The 26,266-nt window shown below is 71.2% G+C and carries 21 protein-coding genes and 1 pseudogene; 11 read left to right on the top strand and 11 right to left on the bottom strand.

Annotated elements, in window-relative coordinates; genetic code table 11:
• Nucleotide 1 precedes the first annotated feature (1 nt).
• Genes A4R43_RS14060 through A4R43_RS14050 form a run of 3 tightly spaced genes read right to left on the bottom strand, consistent with a single transcriptional unit; the run spans nt 2 to nt 4,052 of the window.
• Complete coding sequence (locus tag A4R43_RS14060) at nt 2-1,651, bottom strand: thiamine pyrophosphate-binding protein (protein WP_113692744.1); 1,650 nt, start codon at nt 1,649-1,651, stop codon at nt 2-4.
• Nucleotides 1,648-2,601, bottom strand: a complete 954-nt coding sequence (gene speB, locus A4R43_RS14055; protein WP_162788462.1) for an agmatinase — start codon at nt 2,599-2,601, stop codon at nt 1,648-1,650. The genes A4R43_RS14060 and speB overlap by 4 nt, the downstream gene beginning before the upstream one ends.
• Nucleotides 2,598-4,052 (bottom strand): sodium:solute symporter family protein, encoded by a 1,455-nt coding sequence (locus tag A4R43_RS14050; RefSeq protein ID WP_113692743.1) that lies wholly within the window; start codon nt 4,050-4,052, stop codon nt 2,598-2,600. The genes speB and A4R43_RS14050 overlap by 4 nt, the downstream gene beginning before the upstream one ends.
• Before the next feature lie 102 nt (nt 4,053-4,154).
• On the opposite strand from A4R43_RS14050, the gene A4R43_RS14045 reads away from it, so the two are divergent.
• The 5 genes from A4R43_RS14045 (at nt 4,155) to A4R43_RS14020 (ending at nt 10,284) form a co-directional block, all read left to right on the top strand.
• Nucleotides 4,155-5,651 carry a PucR family transcriptional regulator gene (locus tag A4R43_RS14045; RefSeq protein WP_205215332.1) on the top strand — a complete coding sequence of 499 codons (1,497 nt, stop codon included), beginning with the start codon at nt 4,155-4,157 and terminating at the stop codon, nt 5,649-5,651.
• 52 nt (nt 5,652-5,703) lie between these two features.
• The gene (locus A4R43_RS14035; RefSeq protein ID WP_162788461.1) at nt 5,704-6,375 is read left to right on the top strand and encodes a response regulator transcription factor; all 672 of its coding nucleotides are present in this window, start codon (nt 5,704-5,706) and stop codon (nt 6,373-6,375) included.
• Entirely contained in the window at nt 6,372-7,529 is a 1,158-nt protein-coding gene (locus A4R43_RS14030) for a sensor histidine kinase (protein ID WP_236808988.1), read from the top strand. The genes A4R43_RS14035 and A4R43_RS14030 overlap by 4 nt, the downstream gene beginning before the upstream one ends.
• Complete coding sequence (locus tag A4R43_RS14025) at nt 7,526-8,554, top strand: winged helix DNA-binding domain-containing protein (protein WP_113692741.1); 1,029 nt, start codon at nt 7,526-7,528, stop codon at nt 8,552-8,554. Before A4R43_RS14030 ends, A4R43_RS14025 begins: the two co-directional genes overlap by 4 nt.
• A gap of 83 nt (nt 8,555-8,637) precedes the next feature.
• Nucleotides 8,638-10,284: a peroxidase family protein gene (locus A4R43_RS14020; protein ID WP_113692740.1), complete on the top strand. Its 1,647-nt coding sequence runs from the start codon at nt 8,638-8,640 to the stop codon at nt 10,282-10,284.
• 440 nt (nt 10,285-10,724) lie between these two features.
• On the opposite strand, the gene A4R43_RS14015 is transcribed toward A4R43_RS14020, so the two are convergent.
• The 4 genes from A4R43_RS14015 to A4R43_RS14000 all read right to left on the bottom strand — a co-directional run bounded on the left by A4R43_RS14015 (nt 10,725) and on the right by A4R43_RS14000 (nt 16,819).
• Entirely contained in the window at nt 10,725-11,072 is a 348-nt protein-coding gene (locus A4R43_RS14015; RefSeq protein ID WP_113692739.1) for a hypothetical protein, read from the bottom strand.
• A gap of 81 nt (nt 11,073-11,153) precedes the next feature.
• A complete protein-coding gene (locus A4R43_RS14010) occupies nt 11,154-13,262 on the bottom strand; it encodes a 3-hydroxyacyl-CoA dehydrogenase NAD-binding domain-containing protein (RefSeq protein WP_113692738.1) in 2,109 nt (702 codons plus the stop codon).
• Nucleotides 13,259-14,449 (bottom strand): thiolase family protein, encoded by a 1,191-nt coding sequence (locus A4R43_RS14005; protein ID WP_113692737.1) that lies wholly within the window; start codon nt 14,447-14,449, stop codon nt 13,259-13,261. The genes A4R43_RS14010 and A4R43_RS14005 overlap by 4 nt, the downstream gene beginning before the upstream one ends.
• Before the next feature lie 117 nt (nt 14,450-14,566).
• Complete coding sequence (locus tag A4R43_RS14000; RefSeq protein WP_113692736.1) at nt 14,567-16,819, bottom strand: glycosyl hydrolase family 18 protein; 2,253 nt, start codon at nt 16,817-16,819, stop codon at nt 14,567-14,569.
• 134 nt (nt 16,820-16,953) lie between these two features.
• Between A4R43_RS14000 and A4R43_RS13995 the strand changes: the two genes are divergently transcribed.
• Nucleotides 16,954-17,634 (top strand): TetR/AcrR family transcriptional regulator, encoded by a 681-nt coding sequence (locus A4R43_RS13995; protein ID WP_205215331.1) that lies wholly within the window; start codon nt 16,954-16,956, stop codon nt 17,632-17,634.
• Here the strand turns inward: A4R43_RS13995 and A4R43_RS13990 are convergent.
• The 3 genes and pseudogenes from A4R43_RS13990 to A4R43_RS13980 form a co-directional block, all read right to left on the bottom strand.
• Nucleotides 17,631-18,615, bottom strand: a pseudogene (locus A4R43_RS13990) (IS481 family transposase). The gene A4R43_RS13995 and the pseudogene A4R43_RS13990 sit on opposite strands and share 4 nt — an antisense overlap.
• 119 nt (nt 18,616-18,734) lie before the next feature.
• Nucleotides 18,735-19,991, bottom strand: coding sequence for a ribonuclease D (locus A4R43_RS13985; RefSeq protein ID WP_113692735.1), 1,257 nt, complete (start codon nt 19,989-19,991; stop codon nt 18,735-18,737).
• A gap of 60 nt (nt 19,992-20,051) precedes the next feature.
• Nucleotides 20,052-20,768, bottom strand: a complete 717-nt coding sequence (locus tag A4R43_RS13980) for a response regulator (RefSeq protein ID WP_040406084.1) — start codon at nt 20,766-20,768, stop codon at nt 20,052-20,054.
• A gap of 648 nt (nt 20,769-21,416) precedes the next feature.
• Between A4R43_RS13980 and A4R43_RS13975 the strand changes: the two genes are divergently transcribed.
• Genes A4R43_RS13975 through A4R43_RS13955 form a run of 5 tightly spaced genes read left to right on the top strand, consistent with a single transcriptional unit; the run spans nt 21,417 to nt 25,703 of the window.
• Nucleotides 21,417-22,025 (top strand): DUF4178 domain-containing protein, encoded by a 609-nt coding sequence (locus tag A4R43_RS13975; RefSeq protein ID WP_113692734.1) that lies wholly within the window; start codon nt 21,417-21,419, stop codon nt 22,023-22,025.
• Nucleotides 22,026-22,052: 27 nt separating this feature from the next.
• Nucleotides 22,053-22,481 (top strand): DUF4247 domain-containing protein, encoded by a 429-nt coding sequence (locus A4R43_RS13970; protein WP_113692733.1) that lies wholly within the window; start codon nt 22,053-22,055, stop codon nt 22,479-22,481.
• Nucleotides 22,478-23,671 carry a hypothetical protein gene (locus A4R43_RS43275; RefSeq protein WP_205215330.1) on the top strand — a complete coding sequence of 398 codons (1,194 nt, stop codon included), beginning with the start codon at nt 22,478-22,480 and terminating at the stop codon, nt 23,669-23,671. Before A4R43_RS13970 ends, A4R43_RS43275 begins: the two co-directional genes overlap by 4 nt.
• Before the next feature lie 44 nt (nt 23,672-23,715).
• Nucleotides 23,716-24,138, top strand: coding sequence for a DUF350 domain-containing protein (locus A4R43_RS13960; RefSeq protein ID WP_113692732.1), 423 nt, complete (start codon nt 23,716-23,718; stop codon nt 24,136-24,138).
• On the top strand, nt 24,135-25,703 hold the full coding sequence (locus tag A4R43_RS13955; RefSeq protein WP_205215329.1) for a polyamine aminopropyltransferase: 1,569 nt from the start codon (nt 24,135-24,137) through the stop codon (nt 25,701-25,703). The genes A4R43_RS13960 and A4R43_RS13955 overlap by 4 nt, the downstream gene beginning before the upstream one ends.
• On the opposite strand, the gene A4R43_RS13950 is transcribed toward A4R43_RS13955, so the two are convergent.
• Complete coding sequence (locus tag A4R43_RS13950; RefSeq protein WP_162788460.1) at nt 25,700-26,263, bottom strand: DUF3000 domain-containing protein; 564 nt, start codon at nt 26,261-26,263, stop codon at nt 25,700-25,702. The two genes, A4R43_RS13955 and A4R43_RS13950, sit on opposite strands and share 4 nt — an antisense overlap.
• Nucleotides 26,264-26,266: the final 3 nt, after the last annotated feature.

The raw sequence follows: 26,266 nt of genomic DNA, 5'->3' as shown, positions 1-26,266 counted from the left end.
CTCACTGCTCAGGGTGGTCGAGGTGGGTGGGTTCGAACATGCGCAGCAGCGCGGGCAGCACCACCACGCTCGGGCCCGGTGTGGCCAGCGCCTTCGCCAGGTCGGCGCGCAGGCCGTCCACAGTGGACAAGGTTGCTGGCACGCCGAACGCCTTCGCCAGCGCGACGAAGTCCGGCCGGGCCAGTTCGGTGGCGTGTGCCTGGCCGAAGGCGCCGGTCATGTACTCGCGGAGAATGCCGTAACCACCGTCGTCCACGACCAGCCAGGTGACGTCCAGGCCGTGCTGCGCGGCGGAGGCGAGTTCCGCGATGCCGTACATCGCCCCGCCGTCACCGGACACGGCCAGCACCGGGCCACGCCGCGCGGCGGCCGCCCCGAGCGCGCCGGGCAGGCCGTAACCCAGCCCGCCCGCGCCCTGCGCGGTGTGGATCGGGGCGCCGTCGGCGTTCCAGGCCGACCAGGCCCAGTAACCGAGCACGGTCATGTCCCAGAAGCTCGGGGTGCCTTCGGGCAGCGCCGCGCGGACCTCGGCGAGCACCCGCTGTTCCAGGTCGAGCGACTGCGCACCGATCCGGGCACGAACCTTGGCCAGCAACTCGGCGACGGCGGCTTCGGCCCGCCCGTCGGCTTCCCGCGCCGGGGCCGCCTCCAGCAACGCGGTGAGCGCGAGCCGGACGTCGGCGTGAATGCCCAGCGCGGGGTGGTTGGACTCCAGCTTCCCGGCGTCCGCCTCGATCTGGATCATCCGGCCCCGCGGGGTGAACCGGTGGTAGTTGCTGGTCAGCTCACCGAGCCCGGAGCCGAGCACCAGCAGCACGTCCGCGCCGGCCAGGAACTCGGTGGAATGCCAGTCCTCCAGCCAGGACTGCCCGGACAGCGGGTGGTCCCAGGCGATGGATCCCTTGCCGCCGAAGGAGGACAGCACCGGCGCGCGGACCAGTTCGGCCAGTGCGCGCAGTTCCGCCTGCGCGCCCGAGCGGACCACCCCGCCGCCCGCGAGAATGACCGGGTTGCGCGCGGAACCCAGCAACCGCGCGGCTTCGGCGGTCAGTTCGGGCAGCGGCGCCAGTGGCTTCGGCGTGGCGGTGACCGACGTGATCGGCGGCAGGGCGGCCGGGGCCAGCAGCACGTCCTGCGGGATCTCCACCCACACTGGGCCGTACGGCACGGTCGCCGCCGACTCCCACGCCTCGCGCAGCGCGCCCGGGATCTGGCTGGCCGTGCGCACCACGTGCACCGACTTCACCACGTCGCGGAAACTCGCCGCCTGGTCCGGGAGTTCGTGCAGGTAACCGTGCCGCCCGCCGCCGAGCCCGGCCGCCGGGACCTGGCTGGAAATGCCGAGCACCGGCACCGAGGACGCCCGGGATTCCTGCAGTGAAGCCAACGTCAGCAGCGCACCCGGTCCGGTGGAGACGATCATCGGGGTCACCGGCACCGGTCCGCCGGGCTGCGCGGTGAGCCGGGCACGGGCGTGGCCGTCGGCGGCGAAGGCGAGATTGTTCTCCACCCGCGCGCCGATCAGCCGCAGTTCGGGGGCCCGGCGCAGCGCCTCGAACAGGCCGAGCGCGTGCTGGCCGGGCAGCCCGAAGACGGTGTCCGCGCCGAGCGCCCGCAGCGTCTCGACCACCAGGTCGCCGCCGATCCTCATGCGGACTTCCCGAGCGCGAGCAGGCTGACCAGGTCGTAGGCCACGTGCGAGGCGGCGATGGCGGTGATCTCGGCGTGGTCGTAGGCCGGGGCCAGCTCGACCACGTCCCCGCCGATCAGGTTCAGCCCGCGCAGCCCGCGCACGATCTCCAGCAGCTCACGGCTGGTCATGCCACCGGCTTCGGGCGTGCCGGTGCCGGGGGCGTGCGCCGGGTCGAGCACGTCGATGTCGATGGACACGTACAGCGGGCGGTCGCCGATCCGCTGGCGCAGCGCGTCCACGGTTTCGGTGACACCACGCCGCAGCACGTCGCCGGAGGTGACGATGCCGAAGCCGAGCCGGCGGTCCTCCTCCAGATCCCGCTTGCCGTACAGCGGACCGCGAGTGCCCACATGCGACAGCGCGCTGGTGTCGAGAATGCCCTCCTCGGACGCCCGCCGGAACGGGGTGCCGTGCGTGTACGGCTCGCCGAAGTAGGTGTCCCAGGTGTCCAGGTGCGCGTCGAAGTGCAGCAGCGCCACCGGTCCGTGCTTCTTCGCGGCCGCGCGCAGCAGCGGCAGCGCGATGGTGTGGTCACCGCCGACGGTGACCAGCTTCGTGCCGTCCGCGGTGAGCGCTTCGGCCTCGTGCTGCAGGGTTTCGATCGCCTCCCCGATGTTGAACGGGTTGATCGCGATGTCCCCGGCGTCGACCACCTGCGCGGCGGCGAACGGCGAGACGTCCAGCTCCGGGTGGTACGGCCGGAGCAGGCGGCTGGCCTCCCGCAGGGCCGCCGGGCCGAACCGCGCGCCCGGCCGGTAGGACACCCCGGCGTCGAACGGCACCCCGACCACGGCGACGTCGGCGCGCTCGACCTGGTCGGCGCGCGGCAGCCGGGCGAAGGTGGCGAACCCGGCGAACCTCGGCACCTTGGACGAGTCGACGGGACCGATCGGGGACTGCGCACTCACTGCGTGAACTCCTTTTCTGCTGCCGCGGTTTCGCGGCCGGCCAGGCGGTTCGACCAGCGGTCCAGCACCGCGGGCGAAGTGGGCGGGGTGGCCAGGCTGACCACCAGGTAGACCAGCAGGCTGCTGCCGAGACCCCAGTAGATCGGCGAGTTCGCGGCCATGCCGTCGACGATCATCAGCACGATCGCGGCCAGCGCGCCGACGGCCATCGAGGCGACCGCGCCCTGCCGGGTGCCGCGTTTGAAGAACAGCCCGCCGATGATCGCCACCAGCAGGCCGCCGACCAGGATGTTGTAGGCGATGGTCAGCGCGGCCACCACGTCGGTGACCACCATGGCGATGCCGATCGCGACCAGCCCGAGCACCAGCGTGGTGACCCGGTTCTTGCTCACCTCGGCCTCCTCGCCCGACGGCGCCGTCCGGCCGCGCAGCTTGCCCAGGAGGTCGGTGGTGCTCACCGTGGAGCAGGCGATCAGCGCGCCGCTGGCGGTGGACATCATCGCCGACAGCGCCGCGGCCAGCACCAGCCCGCGGACCCCGGCGGGCAGCAGGTCGGCCACGATCGTGGCGAAGGCGTCCTGCGCGCTGGCGAGCGTCGGGTAGAGGACCTTCGCCGCGGCCCCGATCAACGCGCCCGCGAGGCCGTAGATCAGGCAGTACACGCCGGAGCCGATGCCGCCGCTGGTCGCCACGCGCGGGGTCCGCGCGGTGAACACGCGCTGCCAGATGTCCTGGCCGATCAGCAGGCCGAAGCCGTAGGTCAGCACATAGGTGATGATCGAGCCGGTGCCGATGCTGGTGAAGTCGAAGAAGCTGGCGTCGAGCCGCTCGGCCATGCCGCCGAAGCCGCCCGCCGCGCCGACCGAGACCGGCAGCAGCACCAGCAGGATGCCGATGGTCTTGATGACGAACTGCGCGATGTCGGTCAGCGTGATCGACCACATGCCGCCGAGCACCGAGTAGAGCACCACGATGCCGCCGCCGATGGCGATGCCGGTCCACTCCGGGATGTCCAGCAGCACCTTGAACACGGTGGCGAAGGCGAGCGTGGAGGTGACCGTGAGCATCAGCGTGTACGCCCACATCACGATGCCCGAGATGGTCGATGCGGACTTCCCGCCGTACCGCAGGTCGAGCATCTCGCTGACGGTGTAGACCTTCAGCTTCACCAGGCGCCGCGCGAACAACGCGTGCAGCACCAGGATGCCGAGGCCGATCGAGACCACCAGCCAGGCGCCGGAGATGCCCCAGGTGTAGCCGAGCTTGACGCCGCCGACGGTGGACGCGCCGCCCAGCACCACCGCCGACATCGTGCCCGAGTACATGAACCAGCCGAGCCGCCTGCCTGCCACCAGGTAGTCGCTCTTGGTCTTGGCCAGGCGCAGGCCGTACCAGCCGATGCCGAGCATGCCGGCGATGTAGAGCGCGATCACCACATAGTCGGCGACCATGGGTTCCTCCTCGGACGGGGGCGTGTCCGGGTCACCGTAGGACCGGATTCCGATCGCCTGAACGGGATGTTCTGTCCCAGTTTCGAGTAATCTGTGGTCATTATGGCCAGGAACGCGGAAACCTTCGGCACTCCGGTGAACATTCCGTTACGGGCGGTTGTCGGCAACTCGGAGCTGGCCGTGGAGGTGGTCCGCGAGACGCTGCGGCCGGGCGCGCTCGACCTGCCGGTCCGCTGGGCGCACGTGTGCGAGCTGCGTGACCCGTCGCCGTACCTCCTCGGCGAGGAACTGCTGCTCACCGCGGGCGTGAACCTGCCGGCCGAGCAGGCCGAGGTGGACCGGTACGTGCGCGGGCTGCGTGCCGCGGGCATCACCGCGCTCGGCTTCGGCATCACCCCGCCGATGCACGAGCAACTGCCGGAACCCCTGCGCCGCGCCTGCGCCCGCGCCGGCCTGCCGCTGCTGGTGATCGGGGTGCGGACGCCGTTCATCGCGGTGAACCGGGTGGTCGCGGTCGCGCTGGCCGAGGCGGCGCAGCGCGAGCAGCGGCGGATCACCCAGGCGCGTGAGGCGCTGACCAGGGCCGCCGCCGGTGGGCTGGCCGAGCTGGCGCGCGGGCTGGCCAAGCACGTGTCCGGCTGGGTGGCGCTGGTCGGGAAGAACGACGTGCTGGCCGCCGAGCACGAGGTGCCGTCGCCGTTCCCCCCGGAGCTGGGGGAGTTGTTCGCCCGGCTGCGGGGCGGGTCGGGCATCCGCAGCGCCACCACGGAACTGCCGGACGGCACCTTCGTGGTCGCCCAGCCGGTGTATCCGCAGGCCACTGCGTCACACCTGGTGGTGGTCGGCAGGCGGGCGCGGTTCGACGGCACCGACCGGGCGATCGTGGCGGTCGGCGCGGCCCTGTTCGGGCTGGCCAGCCGCGCCGGCTCGGACACCGCCGGGCTCGGGGCCGCGGTCACCGCGCTGGTGCTCGCGGAACACCCGCCCGCGGCCCCGCTGGCCGAACTGCTCGGCGAGGGCGACTACCGCGTGGTCGCCGGGTTCGCGCACGGAGCCGGTCCCGGTGACGTCGCCGCCGGGTACGACTGGCTGCGCACCCGGCTCGACACCCCGCTGGTGGAGCTGAAACCGGGCCCCCGGTTCACCGCGGTCGTCCGCACCCCGCCGGACGCGCGTGCCCGCGAGGAACTGCTCGCCGCGGGCTGGCTGGTCGTGGTGAGCGCACCGCACCCGGTCGAGCGCCTGCCCGACACCGCCGCCGAACTGGCCGCCCTGGAGCAGCGCGCGCTGGTGCTCGGCCGCCCGGTGCTGGCCGACGGCAGCGGGCTGGCCGCGCTGGTGCCGCCGGGCCACGCCGCCGACTACGCCGAGCGCACGCTCGCGCCGCTGCGGGCGCTGGGCGACGACGGCCTGCTCGACACCCTGCGCACCTGGCTGGCCCACCACGGCGGCTGGGACCGGACCGCGTCCGCGCTGGGCGTGCACCGCAACAGCGTGCGGCACCGGATCGCCAGGGTGGAACGCGTGCTCGGGGTCGATCTCGCCGACCCGGAAACCCGGATGGAGCTGTGGTTCGCGTTGCGCTGGGCCGGCTCGTGAGGCGTCTCTGTCCGATCAGGTCACTCTCAGGATCGTGTGGGATTGTGTATCCGTGCGGATTCTGGTAGTCGAAGACGAAGAACCCCTCGCCGAGGCCATCGCCAGAGGCCTGCGCCGCGAGGGCATGGCGGTCGACGTCGCCTTCACCGGCGACGAGGGCCACGAGAAGTCCACCATCACCCGGTACGACGTGGTCCTGCTCGACCGCGACCTGCCCGGCATGTCCGGCGACGAGCTGTGCAAGGAGATCGTCGAGTCCGGTGAGCTGACCAGGGTGCTGATGCTGACCGCCAGCGGCACGGTGGAGGACAGGGTGGCCGGGCTGTCGCTCGGCGCCGACGACTACCTCGCCAAGCCGTTCGCCTTCCCCGAACTCGTCGCCAGGGTGCGGGCACTGGGCAGGCGCGCCACCCCGGCCGCGCCGCCGCTGCTCACCGCCGGCGACGTCCGGCTCGACCCGGCCAAGCGCACGGTCAGCCGCGCCGGCGGGCCGGTGGAGCTGACCCGCAAGGAGTTCGGCGTGCTGGAGGTGCTGCTCTCCGCCGGTGGTTCGGTGGTCAGCAGCGAGGAACTGCTGGAGCGGGTCTGGGACGAGAACGCCGACCCGTTCACCACGACCGTCCGGGTCACCGTGATGACCCTGCGCAAGAAGCTGGGCGAACCTGGGATCATCGAGACCGTGGTGGGATCTGGCTACCGGGTACCCGGTGCCGGTCACGGGTGAACCGGCACCTCCAGCTGATCCCGGCGCGGAGCCTGCGCGCCCGGATCACGCTGCTGTCGACCGCGCTGTCCGCCGCGGTCAGCCTCGTGCTGCTCTACCTGGCGTGGTCGCTGGTCGGTGACTCGGTGGCCGCGGTGCCCGAGCTGCCGCCGGGCACCAAGGTGCGCGTCGACGGCGTGAACGTGGACTCCTCGGTGCTGACCGCGCACCTGCGCGAGCACGCGCGGAACAAGGTGCTGGTGGTCGGCGCGGTCGCGTTCTGCTGCGTGGTGGCGGCGACGGCGGTGCTGGCGTGGACGCTGACTTCGCGCGTGCTGCGGCCGTTGCGTGAGATGACCAGCACCGCGCGGCGGTTGTCGGTCGAGTCGATGGGGGAGCGGATCGGCGTGCGCAACGCGCGCGACGAACTCGGTGAGCTGGGCGCGACCCTGGACGCGATGCTCGACCGGCTGCAGGCCGCGTTCGACACGCAACGCCGGTTCGTCGCCAACGCCAGCCACGAACTGCGCACCCCGCTGTCGGTGATCCGCACGGAACTGGACGTCACGCTCGCCGACGACCAGGCCGACGAGGCGGAGCTGCGCCGCATGGCCGGGGTGGTCCGCGACGCCACCGAACGCGCCGAGCAGCTGGTCAGCTCGCTGCTGCTGCTCGCGCGCACGGACGGCGCCGGGGTCGGCCCGACCGAGCCGGTGGACCTGGCGGCGGTGGTCGACACCGCGTGGAACGGGGTGTACCGGGAGGCCGAGCGGCGCCAGCTGCGCACCGACTTCCAGCTGGTGCCGTCGTACTCGATCGGCGACCCGGCGCTGCTGGAGCGGATCGCCGGGAACCTGCTGGAGAACGCGGTGCGCCACAACGTCGACGGCGGCTGGATCGAGGCGGTCACCCAGCCGGGTTCGCGGTGGACCACGCTGCGGGTGCGGTCTTCGGGCGGGCTGGTCGATCCGGCGACGGTGTCCGAGTTGTTCGAGCCGTTCCGCCGGGAGGGCGTGGCGCGCACGGCGCGGACCGGCGCCGGGCTCGGGTTGTCGATCGTGCGTGCCGCGGTGCAGGCGCACGGCGGCGTGGTTTCGGCGGAACCCGTGGTGGGCGGCGGGCTTTCGGTGACCGTGCACCTGCCCGCGCTGACCGGGACCGGGGTGCCCACGTGACCGACGTGCCGCTCGCCCGTGCGCACGCGCAACTGCTCGCCGGGCCGCGGGCGGACGGCGTGGCCGAGGTCGTGCGCCAGGTGGTCGCCCTGCAGGCGCAGGACATCCGGGCCAACCGGCTGGGGGTGCGCGTGCGGTCCGCCGGGCTGACGGCGTCCGATGTGGACACCGCGTGTGCTTCGGGTGCGGTGGTCCGGACCTGGGCGATGCGCGGCACGCTGCACATGCTGGCCGCCGAGGACGCCGCGTGGATCGTCGGGCTGCTCGGGCCGCGGTTCGCCGCGGCGGGCCGGGGACGCCGACGCCAGCTCGGGCTGGACGACGAGGTCGCCGCGCGCGGGGTCGCCGCGCTGCGGGCCGTGCTCGCCGGGAAGTCCTTGCCGCGCAACGAGATCGTCGCTGAACTAGCGGCGCACGGGGTGGTGCTGGACCCGAAGTCGCAGGCGCCCGCGCACCTGCTCGCGTACGCCGCGATGACCGGGGTGATCTGCCGGGGCGCGGATGCCGGTGACGAGCCGACGTACGCGTTGTTCCCGGAGTGGGTCGGTCCATTTGAGACACTGCGGGAAGACGAGGCGCTGGCGCGGCTGGCGTCGCGTTATCTGGCCGCCTATGCTCCGGCGACCGCCGAGGATTTCGCGGCCTGGTCCGGGCTGACGCTGCGGCAGGCGCGTGCCGGTTTCGCCGATGCCGATCATTCCGAAGTGGCCGTCGTGGATGATTTCTCGGTGCGTTTGCTCGGTCATTTCGATACGTATCTGCTCGGTTACCGAAGTCGCGAACTCGCCGTTCCGGCCGAGCACGACCGGCGCATCCAGGCCGGTGGCGGGTTCATCATGCCCGCGGTGCTGGTGAACGGCCGGGTGGTCGGAACCTGGCGCCAGGAAAGGAAAAAAGGTGTGCTGGAGGTGCGGGTCGAGCCGTTCGGCGAACTGCCCGGCTGCCTGCGCTCCGCGTTGAGTGCCGAAGTGGACGACCTCGGCCGCTTCCTGAGAATTCCCGTTGTCTTCCATTCAGCGGGCTAACCCGCTCGCCCAATGGTGGTAAGGTCGGTCGCAGTCGGCATTGGGGAGATGCCGCTGCGATGAATCCGAGGGGGATTCTGATCATGCACAGACATTCTCGGGAAAGCTATTACGTGGTCGGTGAAGGTGATCTTTCCTTCGACGCCGAGCGCAATCCGGTCAGCAGCCGCCCGTCCGCCCGCTCGGAACTGCGCCGGTTCCGGTTCTCGCGGCTGGGCCCGGTGGGGGAGCAGGTGGATCCCGCGCTCGCCCAGGAGCTGGCCGCGGCGATGACGGTGGAGCAGGACACCTCGGGCGCGGCGCCGGTGGAGCCGGTGCCCGCCGGGTTCACCTATCTCGGCCAGTTCGTCGACCACGACCTCACCCTCGACCGCACCGCGGTGGACTTCGGTGAGGACGTCTCGCTGGAGGACCTGATCGCCGGGCGCTCGCCCGCGCTCGACCTGGACGCGCTCTACGGCCGCGGCCCCGAGCGGGACAGGCACCTCTACACCGACGGCGTGCACCTGAAGGTGGGCACCACCGCGGCGGTGCCGCTGGACGGGGCGAACACCAACCGCACCGGGTTCGACCTGCCGCGCAAGGGCACCGGGGAGACCAAGGCCGAGGAGCGCTCGGCGGTCATCCCGGACGCGCGCAACGACGAGAACCTGGCCGTGGCGCAGACGCACCTGGCGTTCATCCACTTCCACAACAAGGTGGCCGACGTGCTGGCCGCCGAGGGCGTGCCGCCGGCGCAGCTGTTCGAGCGGGCCAGGGCCGAAGTGGTGCGGCACTACCAGTGGCTGCTGCGCACCGACTACCTGCCGCGCATCGCCGACCCGGCCGTGGTCACCGAGGTGTTCACGAACGGGCGGCGGTTCTTCGAGCCCGCGCCGGACGCGCACGACGCGGCGACCATGCCGATCGAGTTCTCCGTGGCGGCCTTCCGGCTCGGGCACAGCATGGCGCGCGCCACCTACCAGTGGAACCGGTTCTTCCGGGCGGGCGCGCCCGCTGGGATCGCCACCATGCTGCAGTTGTTCATCTTCAGCGGCACCTCGGGCACGTTGTCGCCGACCGGGAACCCGGCCGATCTCGACGACCCGAACGCGGGCACCTTCCTGCGGTTGCCGACCAACTGGATCGTGGACTGGCGGCGGCTGCACGACTTCCCCGGCGCGGGGCGGCCGGATCTCGGTGTGCCGGAAGGGGAGGGCAACGTCGCGCGGCGGATCGACACGCTGCTCACCAACCCGCTCGCCACGCTGCCCGCGGGCACCTTCGACGGCCGCGGGCAGAACCTGGCGCCGGACGACATCCAGCGGAACCTGGCCTACCGCAACCTGATCCGGGCGAACATGGTGAAACTGGCGTCGGGGCAGCAGATGGCCGCGTTCTTCGGGGTGAAGGAGCTCACCGGGGACGAGCTGCTGTCCGGTGACGGGCAGGGCGCGAACCTGGCGGCGCTGAGCGAGGAGCACCGGGAGGCGCTGGTCGCCAGGACGCCGCTGTGGTTCTACATCCTGCGCGAGGCGGAGGTGCACGGCGGGAAGCTCGGTGCCGTCGGGGCCACGATCGTGGCCGAGGTGTTCAGCCGATGCATGGACGCCGCGCGGTACTCGATCCTGCGGGAACCGGCCTGGCGCCCGCGCTTTGGCACGGCGGAGGGCCGGTTCGGCATGGCGGACCTCCTGCTGTTCGCCTTCGACGGCGACCCCGCCAAACTCAACCCCCTGGGCGACGGCTGACCTACGGGTCTGCCCACCCTGCGTGCCCCGGCTTGGACGCCGGGCCCACCGGACACGAATGAATGTGGCTTTCGGGGCATTTTCCGCTCCGAAAGCCACATTCGTGTCCGCTCCGGGAGCCGGGTACGCGCCTCAAGTCCTCACGTCACGAAAGCCACATTCGAGGCGTTCCGCGTCACGAAAGCCACATTCGAGACGCCCGCCCGTCGCCCACCGCCACCCTCAACGGAGCTTCGCACTGTTCTGACCGCGTCACGAAAGCCACATTCGTGACATCGGACCGCACCCGGCTCCGGCAGCAAGCGGCCCTCGGCCCCTTCTCGGCCAGCAGAACACGAATGTGGCTTTCGGAGCGTTTCCCGCCCCGAAAGCCACATTCGTGTCCGCGCCGAGAGCCGGGTACGCGCCTCAGGTGCCGCGGGAAAGCGGACCCGGCCGCCTCACCAGTAAACGGCGACGCCGACGTTCAGCAGGGCCAGCCCGCCGACCACCGGCAACCCGGCCTTGGGCAGCTTCCCCGGTTTGTGCGCCTCGAAAGCGACCACCAGCACCGCCAGCGCGATGACCAGTTTCACCGCGACCTTGACGTTGTTCGGCTCCACCGCGACCAGGCCGCTCGACGCGATGCCGACCAGCGCCGCGCCGGTCAGCACCTGCAGGCCCGAGCTGTGCAGCACCAGGGTCGGCACCCCGGTCCGCTTGGCGATCAGTTCCCCGGCCACCCCGCCGAGGATCCCGGCCATGCCCACCAGGTGCAGCACCACCAGGGTGCTGTACAGCACGTTCATCCGCACACAACTCCTTCGCTCCCGCCGGAGCACAGCCTACTACGCGACGTCGTATGACATCGCGTAGTAGGCCATCCGGAGCTACGCGGTCGGCACCGAAGCCACGCCCGGAGCCAGGAACGGCTTCCCGTTCACCTTCTCCGAGACCCCGCTCCGGTCCAGGTACGGCGTGATGCCGCCGAGCCAGAACGGCCAGCCCGCACCGAGGATCAGGCACAGGTCGATGTCCTGCGCCTCGGCGACCACACCCTCGTCGAGCATGATTCGCACCTCCTCGGCCAGCACCGACAGCGCCCGCTCCCGCAGCTGCTCCTCAGTGGACGGACGATCGCCCTGCTCCCACAACGCGACGACCTCGGGATCGACGGTGGCGTTGCCCTTGTCGTCCCACTGCCACACCGCGGACTTGCGTGCCTCGACGAACTTCGCCAGGTTCTGGCTCACCCCGAACCGGTCCGGGAACGCGCGGTGCATCGTCTCCGCCACGTGCAGCGCGACCGGCGGGCCGACCAGCTGCAGCAGCGTCAGCGGCGACATCGGCAGCCCCAGCGGGTCCAGCGCGCGGTCGGCCACCTCGAACGGCGTGCCCTCGTCGACCGCCGCCAGCACCTCGCCGAGGAAGCGGGTGAGCAGCCGGTTGACCACGAACGCGGGCGCGTCCGAGACCAGCACGCTCGACTTCTTCAGCTGCTTGCCGACCGCGAACGCGGTGGCCAGCGAGGCGTCGTCGGTCCGCTCGCCGCGCACGATCTCCAGCAGCGGCAGCACCGCGACCGGGTTGAAGAAGTGGAAGCCCACCACCCGCTCCGGGTGCCGCAGCTTCGACGCCATCTCGGTGATCGACAGCGACGAGGTGTTCGTCGCCAGGATCGCCTCCGGCTTCACGTGCTCTTCGACCTCGGCGAAAACCTGCTGCTTGACGCCGAGTTCCTCGAACACCGCCTCGATGACGAAGTCCGCGTCGGCGAAGGCCGCCTTGTCCAGCGAGCCGGACACCAGCGCCTTGAGCCGGTTCGCCGCATCGGGCGAAACCCGCTTCTTGGCCAGCAGCTTGTCGATCTCGCCGTGCACGTAGCCGACACCGGAGTCCACCCGCTCCTGGTCGATGTCGGTGAGCACCACCGGCACCTTCAGCCGCCGCACGAACAGCAGCGCCAGCTGGCTGGCCATCAGCCCGGCACCGACGATGCCGACCTTGTTCACCGGCCGCGCCAGCGACTTGTCCGGCGCCCCGGCCGGTCGCTTGGCGCGCTTGTTGACCAGGTTGAACGAGTACAGCCCGGCCCGCAGCGTGTCGGTCATCAGCACGTCGGCCAGCGCCTCGGTCTCCGCCGCGTACCCGCGGTCGAGATCGTTGGCCCGCGCCAGTTCCAGCAGTTCCACGGCCTTGTTCGCGCCGGGCGACGCGCCGCGCGTCTTGCCGTCCACAATGGACTTCGCGCGGGCGATGGCGGCGTCCCACCCGGCACCGCGGTCGATCTCGCGACGCGGCGGGGTGAGCTCACCGCGCACCACCTTCGCCAGCCACAGCAGCGACTGCTCCAGGTAGTCCGCCGAACCGAAGAGCTCGTCCACGATGCCCAGTTCCGCGGCCTGCGCGGGCTTGAGCATCTTGTTCTGGCTCAGCGCGTTCTCGATGATCACGGTGACCGCCGCGTCCGGCCCGATCAGGTTCGGCAGCAGCTGCGTGCCGCCCCAGCCGGGGAACAGGCCGAGGAAGACCTCGGGAAAGGCGATCGCCGCGGTGTTCTCCGCCAGCGTGCGGTAGTGGCACGACAACGCCAGCTCGAGCCCGCCGCCCATCACCGCGCCGTTGACGAAGGCGAAGGTCGGGATCTTCGACTCGGTGAGCCGCCGGAACACGTCGTGCCCGGTCTGCGCGATCTGCAGCGCCAGGTCGCGCCCGGCGATCTGCTCCACGCCGGACAGGTCCGCGCCGACGGCGAAGATGAACGGCTTGCCGGTCACCGCGATGGCCACCGGCTCGGCCGCGAACGCCTCGTCGATCGCCGCGTTCAGGCTGACCAGGCTCTGCGGGCCGAAGGTGGACGGCCGGGTGTGGTCGTGGCCGTTGTCGATGGTGATCAGCGCGACCTGGCCGGCCAGGCCCGGCACGGTGATCAGCCGGGTGACCGCGCGGGTCACCACCTCGTCGGGGAAGGCCGCCTCGGCCTCTGCTGCGGAAATCACTTGTTCCCCTCCCAAGCCGGGTTCTCCCAGATGACCGTGCCGCCCATGCCGATGCCGATGCACATGGTGGTCAGGCCGTAGCGCACGTCCGGCCGCTCGGCGAACTGCCGCGACAGCTGCGTCATCAGCCGGACGCCGGACGAGGCCAGCGGGTGCCCGCAGGCGATCGCGCCACCCCACTGGTTGACCCGCGGGTCGTCCTCGGCGATGCCGAAGTGGTCGAGGAAGGCCAGCACCTGCACGGCGAAGGCCTCGTTGATCTCGAACAGGCCGATGTCCGAAATGGACAGTCCGGTGCGGGCGAGCAGCTTCTCGGTGGCCGGCACCGGGCCGATGCCCATCACCTCGGGCTCGACACCGGCGAACGCGTAGCTGACCAGCCGCATGCCGACCGGCAGGCCCAGTTCCTCGGCCACGTCCTCGGCGGCCAGGATGGCGCCGGTGGCGCCGTCGTTCAGCCCGGCGGCGTTGCCCGCGGTGACCCGGCCGTGCGGCCGGAACGGGGTCTTCAGCCCGGCGAGCTGCTCGACGGTGGTGCCGGGACGCGGCGGCTCGTCCTCGGTGGCCAGGCCCCAGCCCAGCTCGGCGTGGCGGGTGGCGACCGGCACCAGCTCGGGGCCGATCTTGCCCGCCTTCACCGCGTCGGCGTAGCGCTCCTGGCTGCGCGCGGCGTAGGCGTCGGTGCGCTGCTTGGTGATCTCGGGGTAGCGGTCGTGCACGTTCTCCGCGGTCTGGCCCATCACCAGCGCGGTCGGGTCGACCAGCTTGTCGGCGATGATGCGCGGGTTCGGGTCCACGCCCTCGCCCATCGGGTGGCGGCCCATGTGCTCGACCCCGCCGGCGATGGCGATGTCGTAGGCACCGAAGCCGATGCCGCTGGCGGTGGTGGTGACCGCGGTCATCGCGCCGGCGCACATGCGGTCGATGGCGAAGCCGGGCACCGACTTCGGCAGCCCGGCCAGCAGCGCCGCGGTGCGGCCGATGGTCAGCCCCTGGTCCCCGGTCTGCGTGGTGGCCGCGATGGCGACTTCGTCCACACGCTCTGGCGGCAGTTCCGGATGGCGCCGCAGCAGTTCCCTGATGACCTTGACCACCAGGTCGTCGGCGCGGGTACCCGCGTAGATGCCCTTGTCTCCGGCCTTGCCGAACGGCGTGCGCACCCCCTCGACAAATGCCACGTTGCGCACTGCTCGTGCTGACACGGGTGCTCCTCACTCGGATCGGGTGTTCGGATACCCGCGACCATAGCGCTGGTTACCCGTCGGTAACCAGCGCTGTGGTCCAGTCGAGTGGTGGACACCACGTCAGCGCAGGCCGTTGTGGGTGGCGCTCATCAGCACGCCGGTGTCACCGGACATCTCCCAGATCATCGCGCCGAGCAGGCCCTTCTCCTTGATCCAGGCGGTTTTCTTCCCGATGGACCACGCGTCGTCGAAGGTCCACCACTGCCCGCCGTTGCCGGTGAAGCACGAGGTCGCCACCGCGGCCTCGTCGTGGTGCACGATGCAGTTCGGCACGCTCGCCACCAGGTTCGAATAACCTCGTGTGCCCGCTTCCTCGGCGAACTGCCCCGGCGCCGCGCCGTTGGCCGCCTGCCACTCACCGGCCTTGCCGCCGTCGGTCACGCCCTGCCAGCCGCGGCCGTAGAAGGCCAGCCCGACGGTCAGCTTGCGCGGGTTCACCCCGGCGTCGAGGTACGGCTTGATCGCGTTCTCCACGCTGAAGTGGAAGTTGTACGGGTCGTCGGGGTCGGTGTACAGGTTGCCCTGGTGCCCGGTGCGGTTCGGCTCCCACGAGTTGTCGCTGCCCGCGCCGTGGAAGTCGTAGCCCTGCACGTTGAAGATGTCCAGCGAGTTCGCCACCGGGCCCAGTTCCCAGCCCGCCTCGATCTTCGCCGGGTCGGCCGGGGTGAACGCGGTCAGCTGGTAGCGCTTGCCGTGCTGCGCGCCGAGTTCGTCCATCTGCCGGCGGAACTCGTTGATCAGCAGGGTGTTGTTCACCTTGTCCGCCGGGCTGACGTGGTTGCCGGGATGGCCTTCCGCGCCGGGCCATTCCCAGTCGAGGTCGATGCCGTCGAAGATGCCCGCCGCGGTGCCCGGCCCGCCGGCGCCGTTGTAGACCGGCAGATTGCCCTTGAGATAGATGTCCAGGCAGGAGGCGACGAACTTCTTGCGCGCGGCGTCGGTGGCGGCCACGTCGGAGAAGTACTTCGAATAGGTCCAGCCGCCGAGCGAGATGAGCACCTTCAGGTGGGGGTGCTTCGCCTTGAGCTTCTTGAGCTGGTTGTAGTTGCCGCGCAGCTTCTCCCAGCCGGTGTCGGCCACGCCGTCGACCGACTGCGCCGCCGACATCGGGCGGCTGTAATCAGCCTCGGCGTCACCGGCGCCGTCGCCCTGGTTCGGGTCCTGCGGGTTCGGCGTGGTGCCCTTGGTGACGCCCTGCAGGCAGGTCAGGTTCACCGGATCGATGTTGCCGAAGGCGTAGTTCAGGTGGGTCAGCTTCGCCGCCGCGCCGTTGGTGTCGAGGTTGCGCACGAAGAACTGGCGGCCGTAGATGCCCCACTGCACGAAGTAGCCGATCTTCGCGTACCCGCCGACGATGTCGCCGGTTTTCGCGGTGACCGTGTTGCTCGGTGCCGAGGTGTTGTCGTAGCCGTCGCGGGCACGCACCGAGAAACTGTACGAAGTGGACGGTGTCAGCCCGCTGATCTTGGCGCTGGTGGTGGTCACCGTGGCGGCCAGCGCGGTGCCGCGGTAGACGTCGTAGGCGGCCACGCCGGTGTTGTCGGTGCTCGCGGTCCACGCCAGCGAGACGCTGCCCGCGTCGGTTCCGGTGGTGTGCAGGTTGCCCGGCGCGCTCGGGGCCAGGGTGTCGTCGGCCGGGTTGTTCGTGCGCACGGCCAGCGGTGCGGACGCGGGGGAGGCGAGCCCGGCGGTGTCCTTCGCGACGACGGTGAACGAGTAGCCGGTGTTCGGAGTCAGCCCGGTGATCGTCGCGGTGGGGCTGGTGACCGTGGTGGCCTTGGTGTTGCCGTTGAACACGTCGTAACCCGCCACGGGCAGCGAACCCGGCGCCGACGCGGTCCAGGTGAGCGTCACCGACTTCGTCGTTTTCACCGTGGCCTGCACGTTCGAAGGTGCCGACGGCGGGGTGTCGGGGGAGCCGTCGCAGTTGGCGTTCGCGATCCGGCACGCGGTCGGGGTGGCCGCCGCGCTGAGCTGGAACGTCGGGCTGTACGGATAGGTGGATTTCCCGGGCTGCAGCGTGTTGATGTAGTGCGCCGGGGCCAGGGTGACCTCGGTGCCGTGCTGGGTGACGGTGCCGTGCTGGCCGCTGGTGGCGGTGACCCCGGCGGGCAGCCGGAAGGTGATCGTCCAGCCGGAGACGGCGGTGGACCCGGTGTTGGTCACCTGGTACTCGCCGGTGGTGCCGGTGAGGGTGAACGCGGCGGTCAGCGGGCTGGCGGCGGCCGCGGGTCTGCCGAGCGCCGCCGAAACCGTGATCGCCAGCAGGAAGGACAGCAGTGCGCTGAGCAATCGGCGTGGGGTGTGCCGCATGGCCTGATCCTTTGCGCGAGGACGGGATAGTGGTCCAGACCATTCCACGCTAGCGGGCGACCGGTGATAGGTATAGACCATTGTTCAACTGGGTCGATCCAGCCCACCCGCGCGGCACCTGGCACCATTCCAGCGTGCGGAACACGGGCAGAGTGGGCAGACCGCGGGCCAACGGCGTCGCGGCGAGCAGGCACGACGCGCGCGAGGCCGTGCTCGACGCGGCCGCCGAGCTGTTCACCACGGCCGGGTACACGGCCACGACCACCCGCGCGATCGCGGAACTGGCCGGGCTGCGGCAGGCCTCGCTCTACTACCACTTCCCGGCGAAGGAGGACCTGCTCGCCGCGCTGCTCGCGGAGACGGTGGACCCGTCGCTGGCGGTGGCCAGGGAACTGCTGGGGGAGCTGGCCCCGGCCGAGGTCCGGCTGTGGGCGCTGAGCTACTCCGACATCCGCCTGCTCGGCACCGCCCGGCACAACCTCGGGGTGCTGTGCCTGCTGCCCGAGGTCAAGGCGCTGAACCTGACCGGCTTCCGGGCCGCGCGCGCCGAGCTGAAGGACTGCTACCGCGCGCTGATCGCCGAGGCCGGGGCGGAACCGGCGTCGCTGGACATCTGCACCAGCCTGGCGTTCGGCCTGGTGGAAAGCGTCGCGTCGGCTCGCCGTGACAACCCGCGGCTGGACGTGGAAGCCCACGCGCGCCACGGCGCCGACGCCGTGCTGCGCCTGGCGGGCCTGCCGGGCGCGAGCGGTTCGGTGCGGGCGGCGGGCCTGGCGTTGCTCGAAGCCGCCGCCCTCGAGTGCTCGCGCGTCTAGGTGTACTGCCCCGGGAGGTTGGGAACGCGGCTGGCGGGTGGGTGGCCGCCGAGTGCGGTGTGGCCGCGGTGGTGATTGTAGGTGTGTAGCCAGCCGGGGAACGCGTCACGTCGTGCTTGTTCTGACTGGTAGGGGCGGGCGTAGGCCCATTCGTCGAGCAGGGTGCGGTTGAAGCGTTCGACTTTGCCGTTGGCCTGGGGTCGGTAGGGGCGGGTGCGTTTGTGGCTGATGCCGGCAGTGGCGAGGGTGTCGCGCCAGGCGCGGGATGTGTAGCAGGAGCCGTTATCGGTCAGGACCCGCTCGACGGTGATGCCGTGGGCGGCGAAGAAGGTCTGAGCGCGGAGCCAGAACGCCACCGCGGTGTCTTTCCTCTCGTCGGGCAGGATTTCGCTGTAGACGAGCCGGGAGTGGTCGTCGAGGGCGTTGTGCAGGTAGCTGTAGCCGATCGGTGCCCGGTTGTTGCGGCGTTCGGTGGTGGTGGCGCGGGCGTTGCGCCGGGAGTGGGCGCGCCCGAGTACCCGGTGCCCGCCGCCGTGGGGGATGTTGCCCAGCTTCTTGATGTCCACGTGCACCAGTTCGCCGGGGGTGGCGCGTTCGTAGCGGCGGATCGGGCGGCCGGTGGCCCGGTCGAGATGGGCCAGCCGCGCCAGGCCGAACCGGGCCAGTACCCGATGCACGGTGGAAGGCACCAGGCGCAGGAAGAACGCGATCCGCGCCGGCCCCCACCGCCGCAACACCCGGACCTTGATGATCCGCCGCTCGGTGCGCGTCGGGGTTCTGCGCGGGCTGGAATGCGGGCGTGAGGACCGGTCGATCATGCCCGCCTCGCCCTCGGCGCGGTATCGGCCAGCCCACCGCCGCGCGGTGGACACCGAGACCTGGAACCGCTCCGCGGCCCGCCGCAGCGGCCACTGATCGTCCACGACACAACGAGCCAGGCAGCCTGCCTACCGGGGTCAAGGGTGCGTTAGCGTGGGTCACGAGGGCCTCCGTGGGCTTGGTGCAGATGTCGCAATCCACACCGAACCCGGAGGCCCTCCCTCATACCAAGATCATCCGACTACGTGTCCCCACGTTCGCAACCTCCCGGGGCAGTACACCTAGTTCTCGGCCGTGGCCGCCAGCGCCTTCACCAGCGCGGGCACGGTCAGCTCGAGCTGCCACGGACGGGCCCCGCCCGCACGCAGCACCTCGGCCACCCCGGCCTCGTCGCGGTTCTCCGGCGGCCGCCAGCAGGTGCGGCGGACCAGCTCGGGCAGCAGCAGGTTCTCCACCGGCAGCCGGTGGTGCTCGGCCAGCGCGGTGAGCGCGGCCCGCGCCGCGGACAGCCGGGCCGCGGCGTCCGGGTCCTTGTCGGCCCAGCGGTTCGGCGGCGGCGGGCCGTCGGTGGGCTGGGCGGGCAGCGGCAGCTCCGACTTGGGCAGCGCACGCGCCACCTGCAGCGGCCGCAGCCAGGTCGAGGCGAACTTGCGCTGGACGCGCCCGCTGAACACCGGCAGCGCCTGCAGTTCGGCGGTGGTCTTCGGATCGGCGAGCACCGCGCTGACGATCGCGCTGTCCGGCAGCACCCGGCTGGGTGCCCGGTCGCGCTTGCGCGCCATCTCGTCGCGGATCTGCCAGAACTCCCTGACCGCGGCCAGGCCACGCGGGGAGCGGATCTTGTGGATGCCGGAGACCCGGCGCCACGGTTCGGCCCTCGGTGGGGGCGGGGGAGCGGTGCGGACCGCCTCGAACTCCTGCCGCGCCCAGTCGAGCTTGCCCTGTGCTTCGAGTTCGGCTTCGAGCTTCTCGCGCAGCGGGATCAGCAGTTCGACGTCCAGCGCGGCGTAGTTCAGCCAGTCGACCGGCAGCGGGCGGCGGGACCAGTCGGCCGCGCTGTGCCCCTTCTCCAGCTGGTAGCCGAGCAGCCGCTCGACCAGCGTGCCGAGCGCGACCCGGTCGTACCCGGCCAGCCGCCCGGCCAGCTCGGTGTCGAACAGGGCGGTCGGGCGCAGGTCAAGCTCGGCGAGGCAGGGCAGGTCCTGGGAAGCCGCGTGCAGCACCCATTCGGCGCCGTTGAGCACGTCGGCGAGCGGCCCCAGCTGCCCGCTCAGCGGGATGGGGTCGACGAGGAAGGAGCCCACGCCCTCCCGGCGCAACTGCACCAGGTAGGCCTTGGGCCAGTAGCGGTAACCGGAGGCCCGCTCGGTGTCCACCGCGATCGCGCCGGTGCCTTCGGCGATCCGGGCGCAGGCGTGTGCCAGCGCCTCCGGGTCCGCGATGACCCCGGGGGTCCCTTCGGCCGGTTCCCTCAGCGGAATCGGCGCCGGCGAGTCCGGCGAACCGGGCGTCGCGCCGTCCTGATCAGCGGTATCCACCCCATGACCCTACGGTAAGGGCCGGCCGCGCCTGGCCGGCCCTTACCGCAGTGTGCCTGACTAGCGGATGACGCCCGCGCGCATGGCCAGTGCGACCATCTGCGCCCGGTCACCGGTGCCGAGCTTGCGGCCGATCCGCGACAGGTGGGACTTCACCGTGAGCGCGGAGAGGCTGAGCTCCTCACCGATTTCCTTGTTGGACTGGCCGTCGGCGACGAGCTGCAGCACCTCCACCTCGCGAGCGGACAGCTCGCGCGGGGTGTTGTCGGTGCCGGCGACCCTGGTGCCGGTGGCCAGGACGGGAGCGACGCTCGGATCGGCGTAGACGCCGCCCTCGAGCACCCTGCGCACGCCGTCGGTGACCACCACCGGCGACGCGGACTTCAGCAGGTATGCCTGGGCGCCCGCCTGGAACGCCGAACGCACCGCGTACGGATCGTCCGAGGACGCGAGCACCACCACGCGAGGCCAGCCATGGCTACGGAGTTCCGTGACCAGCTCGATGCCGCTGCCATCGGGCAGGCCGAGATCGAGGATGGCCAGGTCGCACGGCCCGGTGGCCGTCGCCCTCGCCCTCGCCTCGGCCACCGTGGCGGCCTCGTGAACGGTGCCCGCACCCATCTGTGCGAGTCTTGCTGCGATTGCCTCCCTCAACAACGGGTGGTCATCGACCACCAGTACGGAAAAAAGTTCTTCCCGCGGGTGCGGAACCATGCTCGCCGGCAATGCACCGGCTGGCGTGGAACGGACGGCCTGAGATAAGCCGACGGCAGCCACGTCACTACCTCCCTGGAGTCGGTCGTGCCCCCCGACCGGCACCGGGACTTTCGGCCAATCAGCCGCGCCAGCTTTAGACCGAAAGTGGTGTCGTCGAAGGCACTCTAGCCGCCCGAGAGGGTCAGTGGGGGGATCGAACGGGTACGGATCTGGATCGAGTCGTCACTCCATGGCATCGTCGTCACACGATCGGGGTAGTAATGCGCATCTGGCTAACAGATGCCTGAAGACCGGCGATGAACAGAGGTTGCTGCCACCCGGATGGGCGTGCATTCGCTACGTGCATCCGCAGAGGAACACTCTCGCGGGTACTCCGGGGCCTCCGCTACGGCCGGTCGGGGGAGGCACGCGCGGTCTGGCCGACCGGACCACCGGGTCCCAGTTGTCCGGTGGACAACCGGATGAACGCGTGTTTTCCGGACATAACAGTCACATCGCGCATCCGCTGTGTGACGGACTGCGGGATTCCGGCGCCTGGCCGCCGGTGCCGTCCCCCATCCGCCGAACCCCCGCGGGGGAGACCCGCGAGCCTCTCCGGGCAAACCGCCCACATCGATCCGGGCGGCTGGTTAGAGTGTGCGCGGTCCGCCGGGCGATGACCGGTTCGACGAGATTCCGGTAGCCGGGCGTAATGGGGGTTTCACACGAATGGCTGACGTGCTCATTGTGGTGCTGCTCGTCCTGGTGCTGGCCGCGCTGGTGGTGGTCGGGGTGCTCCTGGCCCGCCGCGGCCGGTCCGCGCCGAAGGCCGAAGCACCACGCGCCGACCCGTTCGGCTCCGGTGACGTGGACGCGGTGCGCGGGGATCCGCGGACGCTGGGCCCCGGGGCGATCGCCGAAATCCGCGGTGAGTCCTACGCCGTGCGCGGCACGCTGCGGCTGACCGAGGACGGCTGGTCGTGGACCGAGCACCTGCTGGAGAACGCCGCGGGCCGCCGGTTCTGGCTGTCCGTGGAAGAGGACCCGGAGCTGGAGCTGGTGCTGTTCACCGCCCTGACCGACGTGACGGTCACCCCGGGCAAGACCATCGAGCTGGACGGCCGGACCTACCGCCACCAGGAGTCCGGCACCGCCACCTTCACCGCCGAGGGCACCACCGGCCTCGACTCCGGCGGGACCGTGCACTACCAGGACTACGCCGCCGGTGACGACGCCCGGCTGTCGCTGGAGTCCTACGGCCAGAGCGGGAAGTGGGAGGTCAGCCGCGGTGAAGTGCTGTCGCGGTACGAGGTGCGGATCTACCCGCCGGCGGGCTGACCGGGGCGGACTGGGGAAGAGGACGACGTGAAATACCGGCTGTGGTTCGTGCTGGGCGGGGTGCTGGCGGTGATCGCGCTGATCATCGCGGTGAACCTGCTGTTCTTCGGCGGGACGAGCGTGGCGAACTTCGTGGACAACGAGTTCGACCGCGACACCTCGCAGGACTTCGACACCGACGTGCGCTCCTACACCTCGGGTGAGAAGCCGAGCGCGGTGTCGACGCTGATCGTCACCGACTGGAAGCCGCTGGCGCAGTCGGCCGACAATTCGGGCATCTACCTGCGGTATTCATCGGATGCCGTGGTCATCACCCCGCGGGGGACCGGCTCGACCATCCAGGTGATGGACGTGGACCGGGCCTACCGGCGCTACGGGCACACCAGCGGGTACTGGGGCTGGACCTCCACGCACGGCGGTGACTTCCGCGGCCGCGGACCGGGGGCGGGCAAATGAGCCAGACCGAACCGAAGAAGCCGGGCAAGGGCTGCGCCTGGTTCCTGGTCGCGCTGATCGTGGCCGGGGTGGCGTGGGGCGTGTTCAGCGAGGTCGGTGGTGCGGCGCCGCCGGACCCCGGCAAGTTCCACAACGCCGACACGACTTCGTATTCCGACGGCACCAGGTACGGCGGTGGGTTGCTGCCCGCATTCAGCCCGGCCGCGCAGGAGGAGCTGACCCAGGGGCTCGCCGAGCTGGAGAAGGCGTACGGCATCTGCTTCGGGTGGAGCCTGGAGGACGGTTCGACGAAGAAGGTGCAGCTCGGCTCGAGCCGGGGGCCGGGCGTCGCGGCGAACACCTGCCCGCGCTGGCTGGAGACACGGGTGGCCGTCGGGTACAGCACCGACAGCTCCGAATCACCGGACGGCGTCCGGGTGTCGGCGGCTGGCTCGCCCGAGTTCACGAAGCTGCCCCGCGAGGACGACTTCGCGCGGCTCGGGGTGAACGGCCCGGCGCTGGTGGAGGACCCGGTGGGCGGCACCGGGCACGCGGCGCTCGGGCTGCCGCTGCTGATGGTCGAGTCGGGCGCGCTGCAGGCGGTGCCCACCCCACCCCCGGCGGACCGGCCCACCCCGCGGCCACTGGGGCGGGCGGGCAGTTCGGACTTCCCACTGAGCACGACGCTCACTTTGTCCGGGCTCGGTGTGGGGATCGTGGTGTGCGTAGTGCTGGGCTTCTGGATGCGTTCGCGGGCACGAAAGAAGAACGCGGGTTCGGCGCCTGCCGGGCCGCAGCCAGGCCAGCAACCGCCGGGCTACCCGCCGCGCTCCGGCCAGCAGGGCCAGCCTCCGCAACCCGGCCAGCAGAGTCAGCCGGGGCAACCGGGCCACTCAACGCAGCCCGGGCACCAGGGCCAGCCGGGGCAACCGCAGCCTGGCCACCCAGGGCACCAGGGCCAGCCATCGCAGCCCGGGCAGCAGGGGCAGCCGGGCCAACCCGGGCAGTCGGGCCAGCCTGGGCAGCCGGGCCAGGCCACGCAGCCGGGGCACTCGGGGCAGTCACCGCAGTCAGGCCAGCCGAGCCCGCCCGGTCAGTCAGGCCAGCCCGGTCATGCCGGGCAGCAGCCGGGGTGGGGTGGGCAGGCGTATCCCCAGCAGCCCCCGTACCCGCCTCACCCCCAACAGCCCTGGCCACCATCCGGCCGCTGACGCTGAACCCCAACCCAAGCACCGATAAGCACTGAAAGGCGACCATGTCCGAACTCGTTCTCGGCCTGCTGGCCACGCTGGCCTACGGCGCGGTCGGCACCATCCTGATGGCGCTCGGCTTCGTGCTGGTCGATCTCGCCACGCCCGGCAAGCTCCGCGAGCTGATCTGGGTGCAGGGCAACCGCAACGCGTCGGTGCTGCTGGCGTCCGGGCTGCTCGGCGTCGGCGTCATCGTCACCACGGCGATCATCACCAGCGACAGCGACCTGGTCACCGGCCTGATGTCCACCGTGGTCTTCGGCCTGGCCGGGCTGGCGCTGATGTCCATCGCGTTCGTGCTGCTGGACCTCGCCACCCCGGGCAAGCTCGGCGAGATCCTGGCCCGCCCCGAACCGCACCCGGCGGTGTGGGTCTCGGCCGCGGTGCACGTCGCGGTGAGCGCGATCATCGCCGCCGCCATCACGTGACCGCCACCCAAGAGAGCATTCGGGCGCCCCGCACGCGCCTGGCCAGGGCCGCGGTCCTGCTCGCCGTTTTCATCTGCGCGGCCTGCGGCCTGGTCTACGAACTCGCGCTGGTCGCGCTCGGCAGCTACCTGATCGGCGACACCGTCGGGCAGGCCTCGATCGTGCTGTCGGTGATGGTTTTTGCGATGGGCGTCGGCGCGTTGCTGGCCAAGCCGCTCCAGCGCCGCGCCGAGGCCGCGTTCGCGGGCATCGAAATCGCGCTGGCGTTGCTCGGCGGGCTCAGCGTGCTGCTGCTCTACGCCGCCTACGCCTGGCTGAGCCTGTACGTGCCCGCGCTGGTGGTGATCGCGCTGCTGCTGGGCATGCTGATCGGCGCCGAGATCCCGCTGCTGATGGCGCTGCTGCAGCGGATCCGCAAGCAGGACGCGGGCAGCGCGGTGGCCGACCTGTTCGCCGCGGACTACGTCGGCGCGCTGCTCGGCGGGCTGGCTTTCCCGTTCCTGCTGCTGCCGGTGTTCGGCCAGATCCGCGGTGCGCTGCTGGTCGGCGCGGTGAACGCGATCGCCGGGCTGGGCCTGGTGCTCACCGTGTTCCGCAAGCGGCTGCGGCGGCGGACGCAGGCCATCCTCGCGGTGGCGGCGGTCGGCGTGACCGTGGTGCTCACCGCGACCTTCGCCTTCGCCGGGCAGTTCGAACTGTCCGCGCGGCAGGCCCTCTACGCCGACCCCGTCGTGCACGCCGAACGCACGCCGTACCAGGAGATCGTGATCACCGAGTCGGTCAACCTGAGCGGACCGCCGGACGTGCGCTTCTACCTCAACGGCGACCTGCAGTTCAGCTCGGTCGACGAGTACCGCTACCACGAGGCGCTCGTGCACCCGGTGCTCGCCGGTCGCCACGAGAGCGTGCTGATCCTGGGCGGCGGCGACGGCCTCGGGCTGCGTGAAGTGCTGCGCTACCCGGACGTCCGGAACGTGACGCTGGTCGAGCTGGACCCCGAAGTGGTGCGGCTGGCCAGGTCCCAGCCCGAACTGCAGGCGATGAACCGGGGCGCGTTCAACGATCCGCGGGTCCAGGTGGTCAACGCCGACGCGTTCACCTGGCTGCGCGAGAACGCCGCGCGGTACGACTCGATCATCGTCGACATGCCCGATCCCGACTCCACGGCGACCGCGAAGCTGTACTCGGTCGAGTTCTACGCGCTGGTCCGGCGGGCGATGGCCGACGGCGGACGGCTGGTCGTGCAGGCCGGATCACCGTACTTCGCGCCGCGCTCCTACTGGTGTGTCGAGTCGTCGCTGCGGGAGGTCGGCCTGCGCACGGTGCCTTACTACATGTCGGTGCCGAGCTTCGGGGACTGGGGCTTCCACCTGGCCGCGGTGAACAGCGAGCCCGAACTCGCGCTTTCGCCCGCCGCGCCGCCGTTGCGTGCGCTGGATACCGAATCGCTGCGCGCGTCCGCCGTCTTCCCGGTGGATCGACGGCGCATCCCGGACGTGCCTTCGTCCTCGTTGATGCAGCCCCGGGTGCTCGACTACGCGAAGGACGAATGGCGCGCCTACTAGGAACCCGAGCGTTGTTCGAACAAGGACACGCCCACCGGCGGTAGGCCGACGACGCTGGACATCAGCTGCACGAACGCCTCGCCGTGCGGGCGCAGGCCCGCGTCGTCCGGCGTCCAGGACGCCCGCAGCTCGAGGTCGTCGGTGCGGGCGGGCCCGGCGATGTCGCCGAAGCGGGCCGACGAGGTTTCGGTGACCGTGCCGCCGAGCGCGGTGTACCCGGCGCCGGTGGCCTCCAGCGCGTCGGTCAGCCACGACCAGCCGACGGCGGGCAGGAACGGGTCGGTGGCCAGCTCGCGGTCGAGTTCGGCACGGACGTAGACCACCATGCGCAGCACCCCGTTCCAGCCCTCCTGGCCGTCCGGGTCGTGCAGCAGCACCAGCCTGCCCGACGCGAGCACGTCGGCAGGGCCGGTGACCTCGCAGCTGAGCGCGTACGCCCAGGGGGCGAGGCGCTGCGGGGCGCGCATCGGCTCGAGAACCACCTCCGGACGGGCGCGCACCGAACCCAGTGCCGCCACCGCCTCGCGGAAGAGGTCTGGCGCATGCGTCATCGCGGTCACGCT

The sequence above is a fragment of the Amycolatopsis albispora genome, from assembly GCF_003312875.1.
GTDB lineage: Bacteria > Actinomycetota > Actinomycetes > Mycobacteriales > Pseudonocardiaceae > Amycolatopsis > Amycolatopsis albispora.
This window is presented reverse-complemented; position numbering and strand designations above follow the sequence as displayed.

Excerpts from the sequence above, each read along its gene's own strand:
- A4R43_RS14060 (WP_113692744.1), bottom strand. The coding sequence starts at position 1,651 with ATGAGGATCGGCGGCGACCTGGTGGTCGAGACGCTGCGGGCGCTCGGC.
- A4R43_RS14050 (WP_113692743.1), bottom strand. The coding sequence starts at position 4,052 with ATGGTCGCCGACTATGTGGTGATCGCGCTCTACATCGCCGGCATGCTC.
- A4R43_RS14045 (WP_205215332.1), top strand. The coding sequence starts at position 4,155 with ATGGCCAGGAACGCGGAAACCTTCGGCACTCCGGTGAACATTCCGTTA.
- A4R43_RS14020 (WP_113692740.1), top strand. The coding sequence starts at position 8,638 with ATGCACAGACATTCTCGGGAAAGCTATTACGTGGTCGGTGAAGGTGAT.
- A4R43_RS14015 (WP_113692739.1), bottom strand. The coding sequence starts at position 11,072 with ATGAACGTGCTGTACAGCACCCTGGTGGTGCTGCACCTGGTGGGCATG.
- A4R43_RS14000 (WP_113692736.1), bottom strand. The coding sequence starts at position 16,819 with ATGCGGCACACCCCACGCCGATTGCTCAGCGCACTGCTGTCCTTCCTG.
- A4R43_RS13975 (WP_113692734.1), top strand. The coding sequence starts at position 21,417 with ATGGCTGACGTGCTCATTGTGGTGCTGCTCGTCCTGGTGCTGGCCGCG.
- A4R43_RS43275 (WP_205215330.1), top strand. The coding sequence starts at position 22,478 with ATGAGCCAGACCGAACCGAAGAAGCCGGGCAAGGGCTGCGCCTGGTTC.
- A4R43_RS13960 (WP_113692732.1), top strand. The coding sequence starts at position 23,716 with ATGTCCGAACTCGTTCTCGGCCTGCTGGCCACGCTGGCCTACGGCGCG.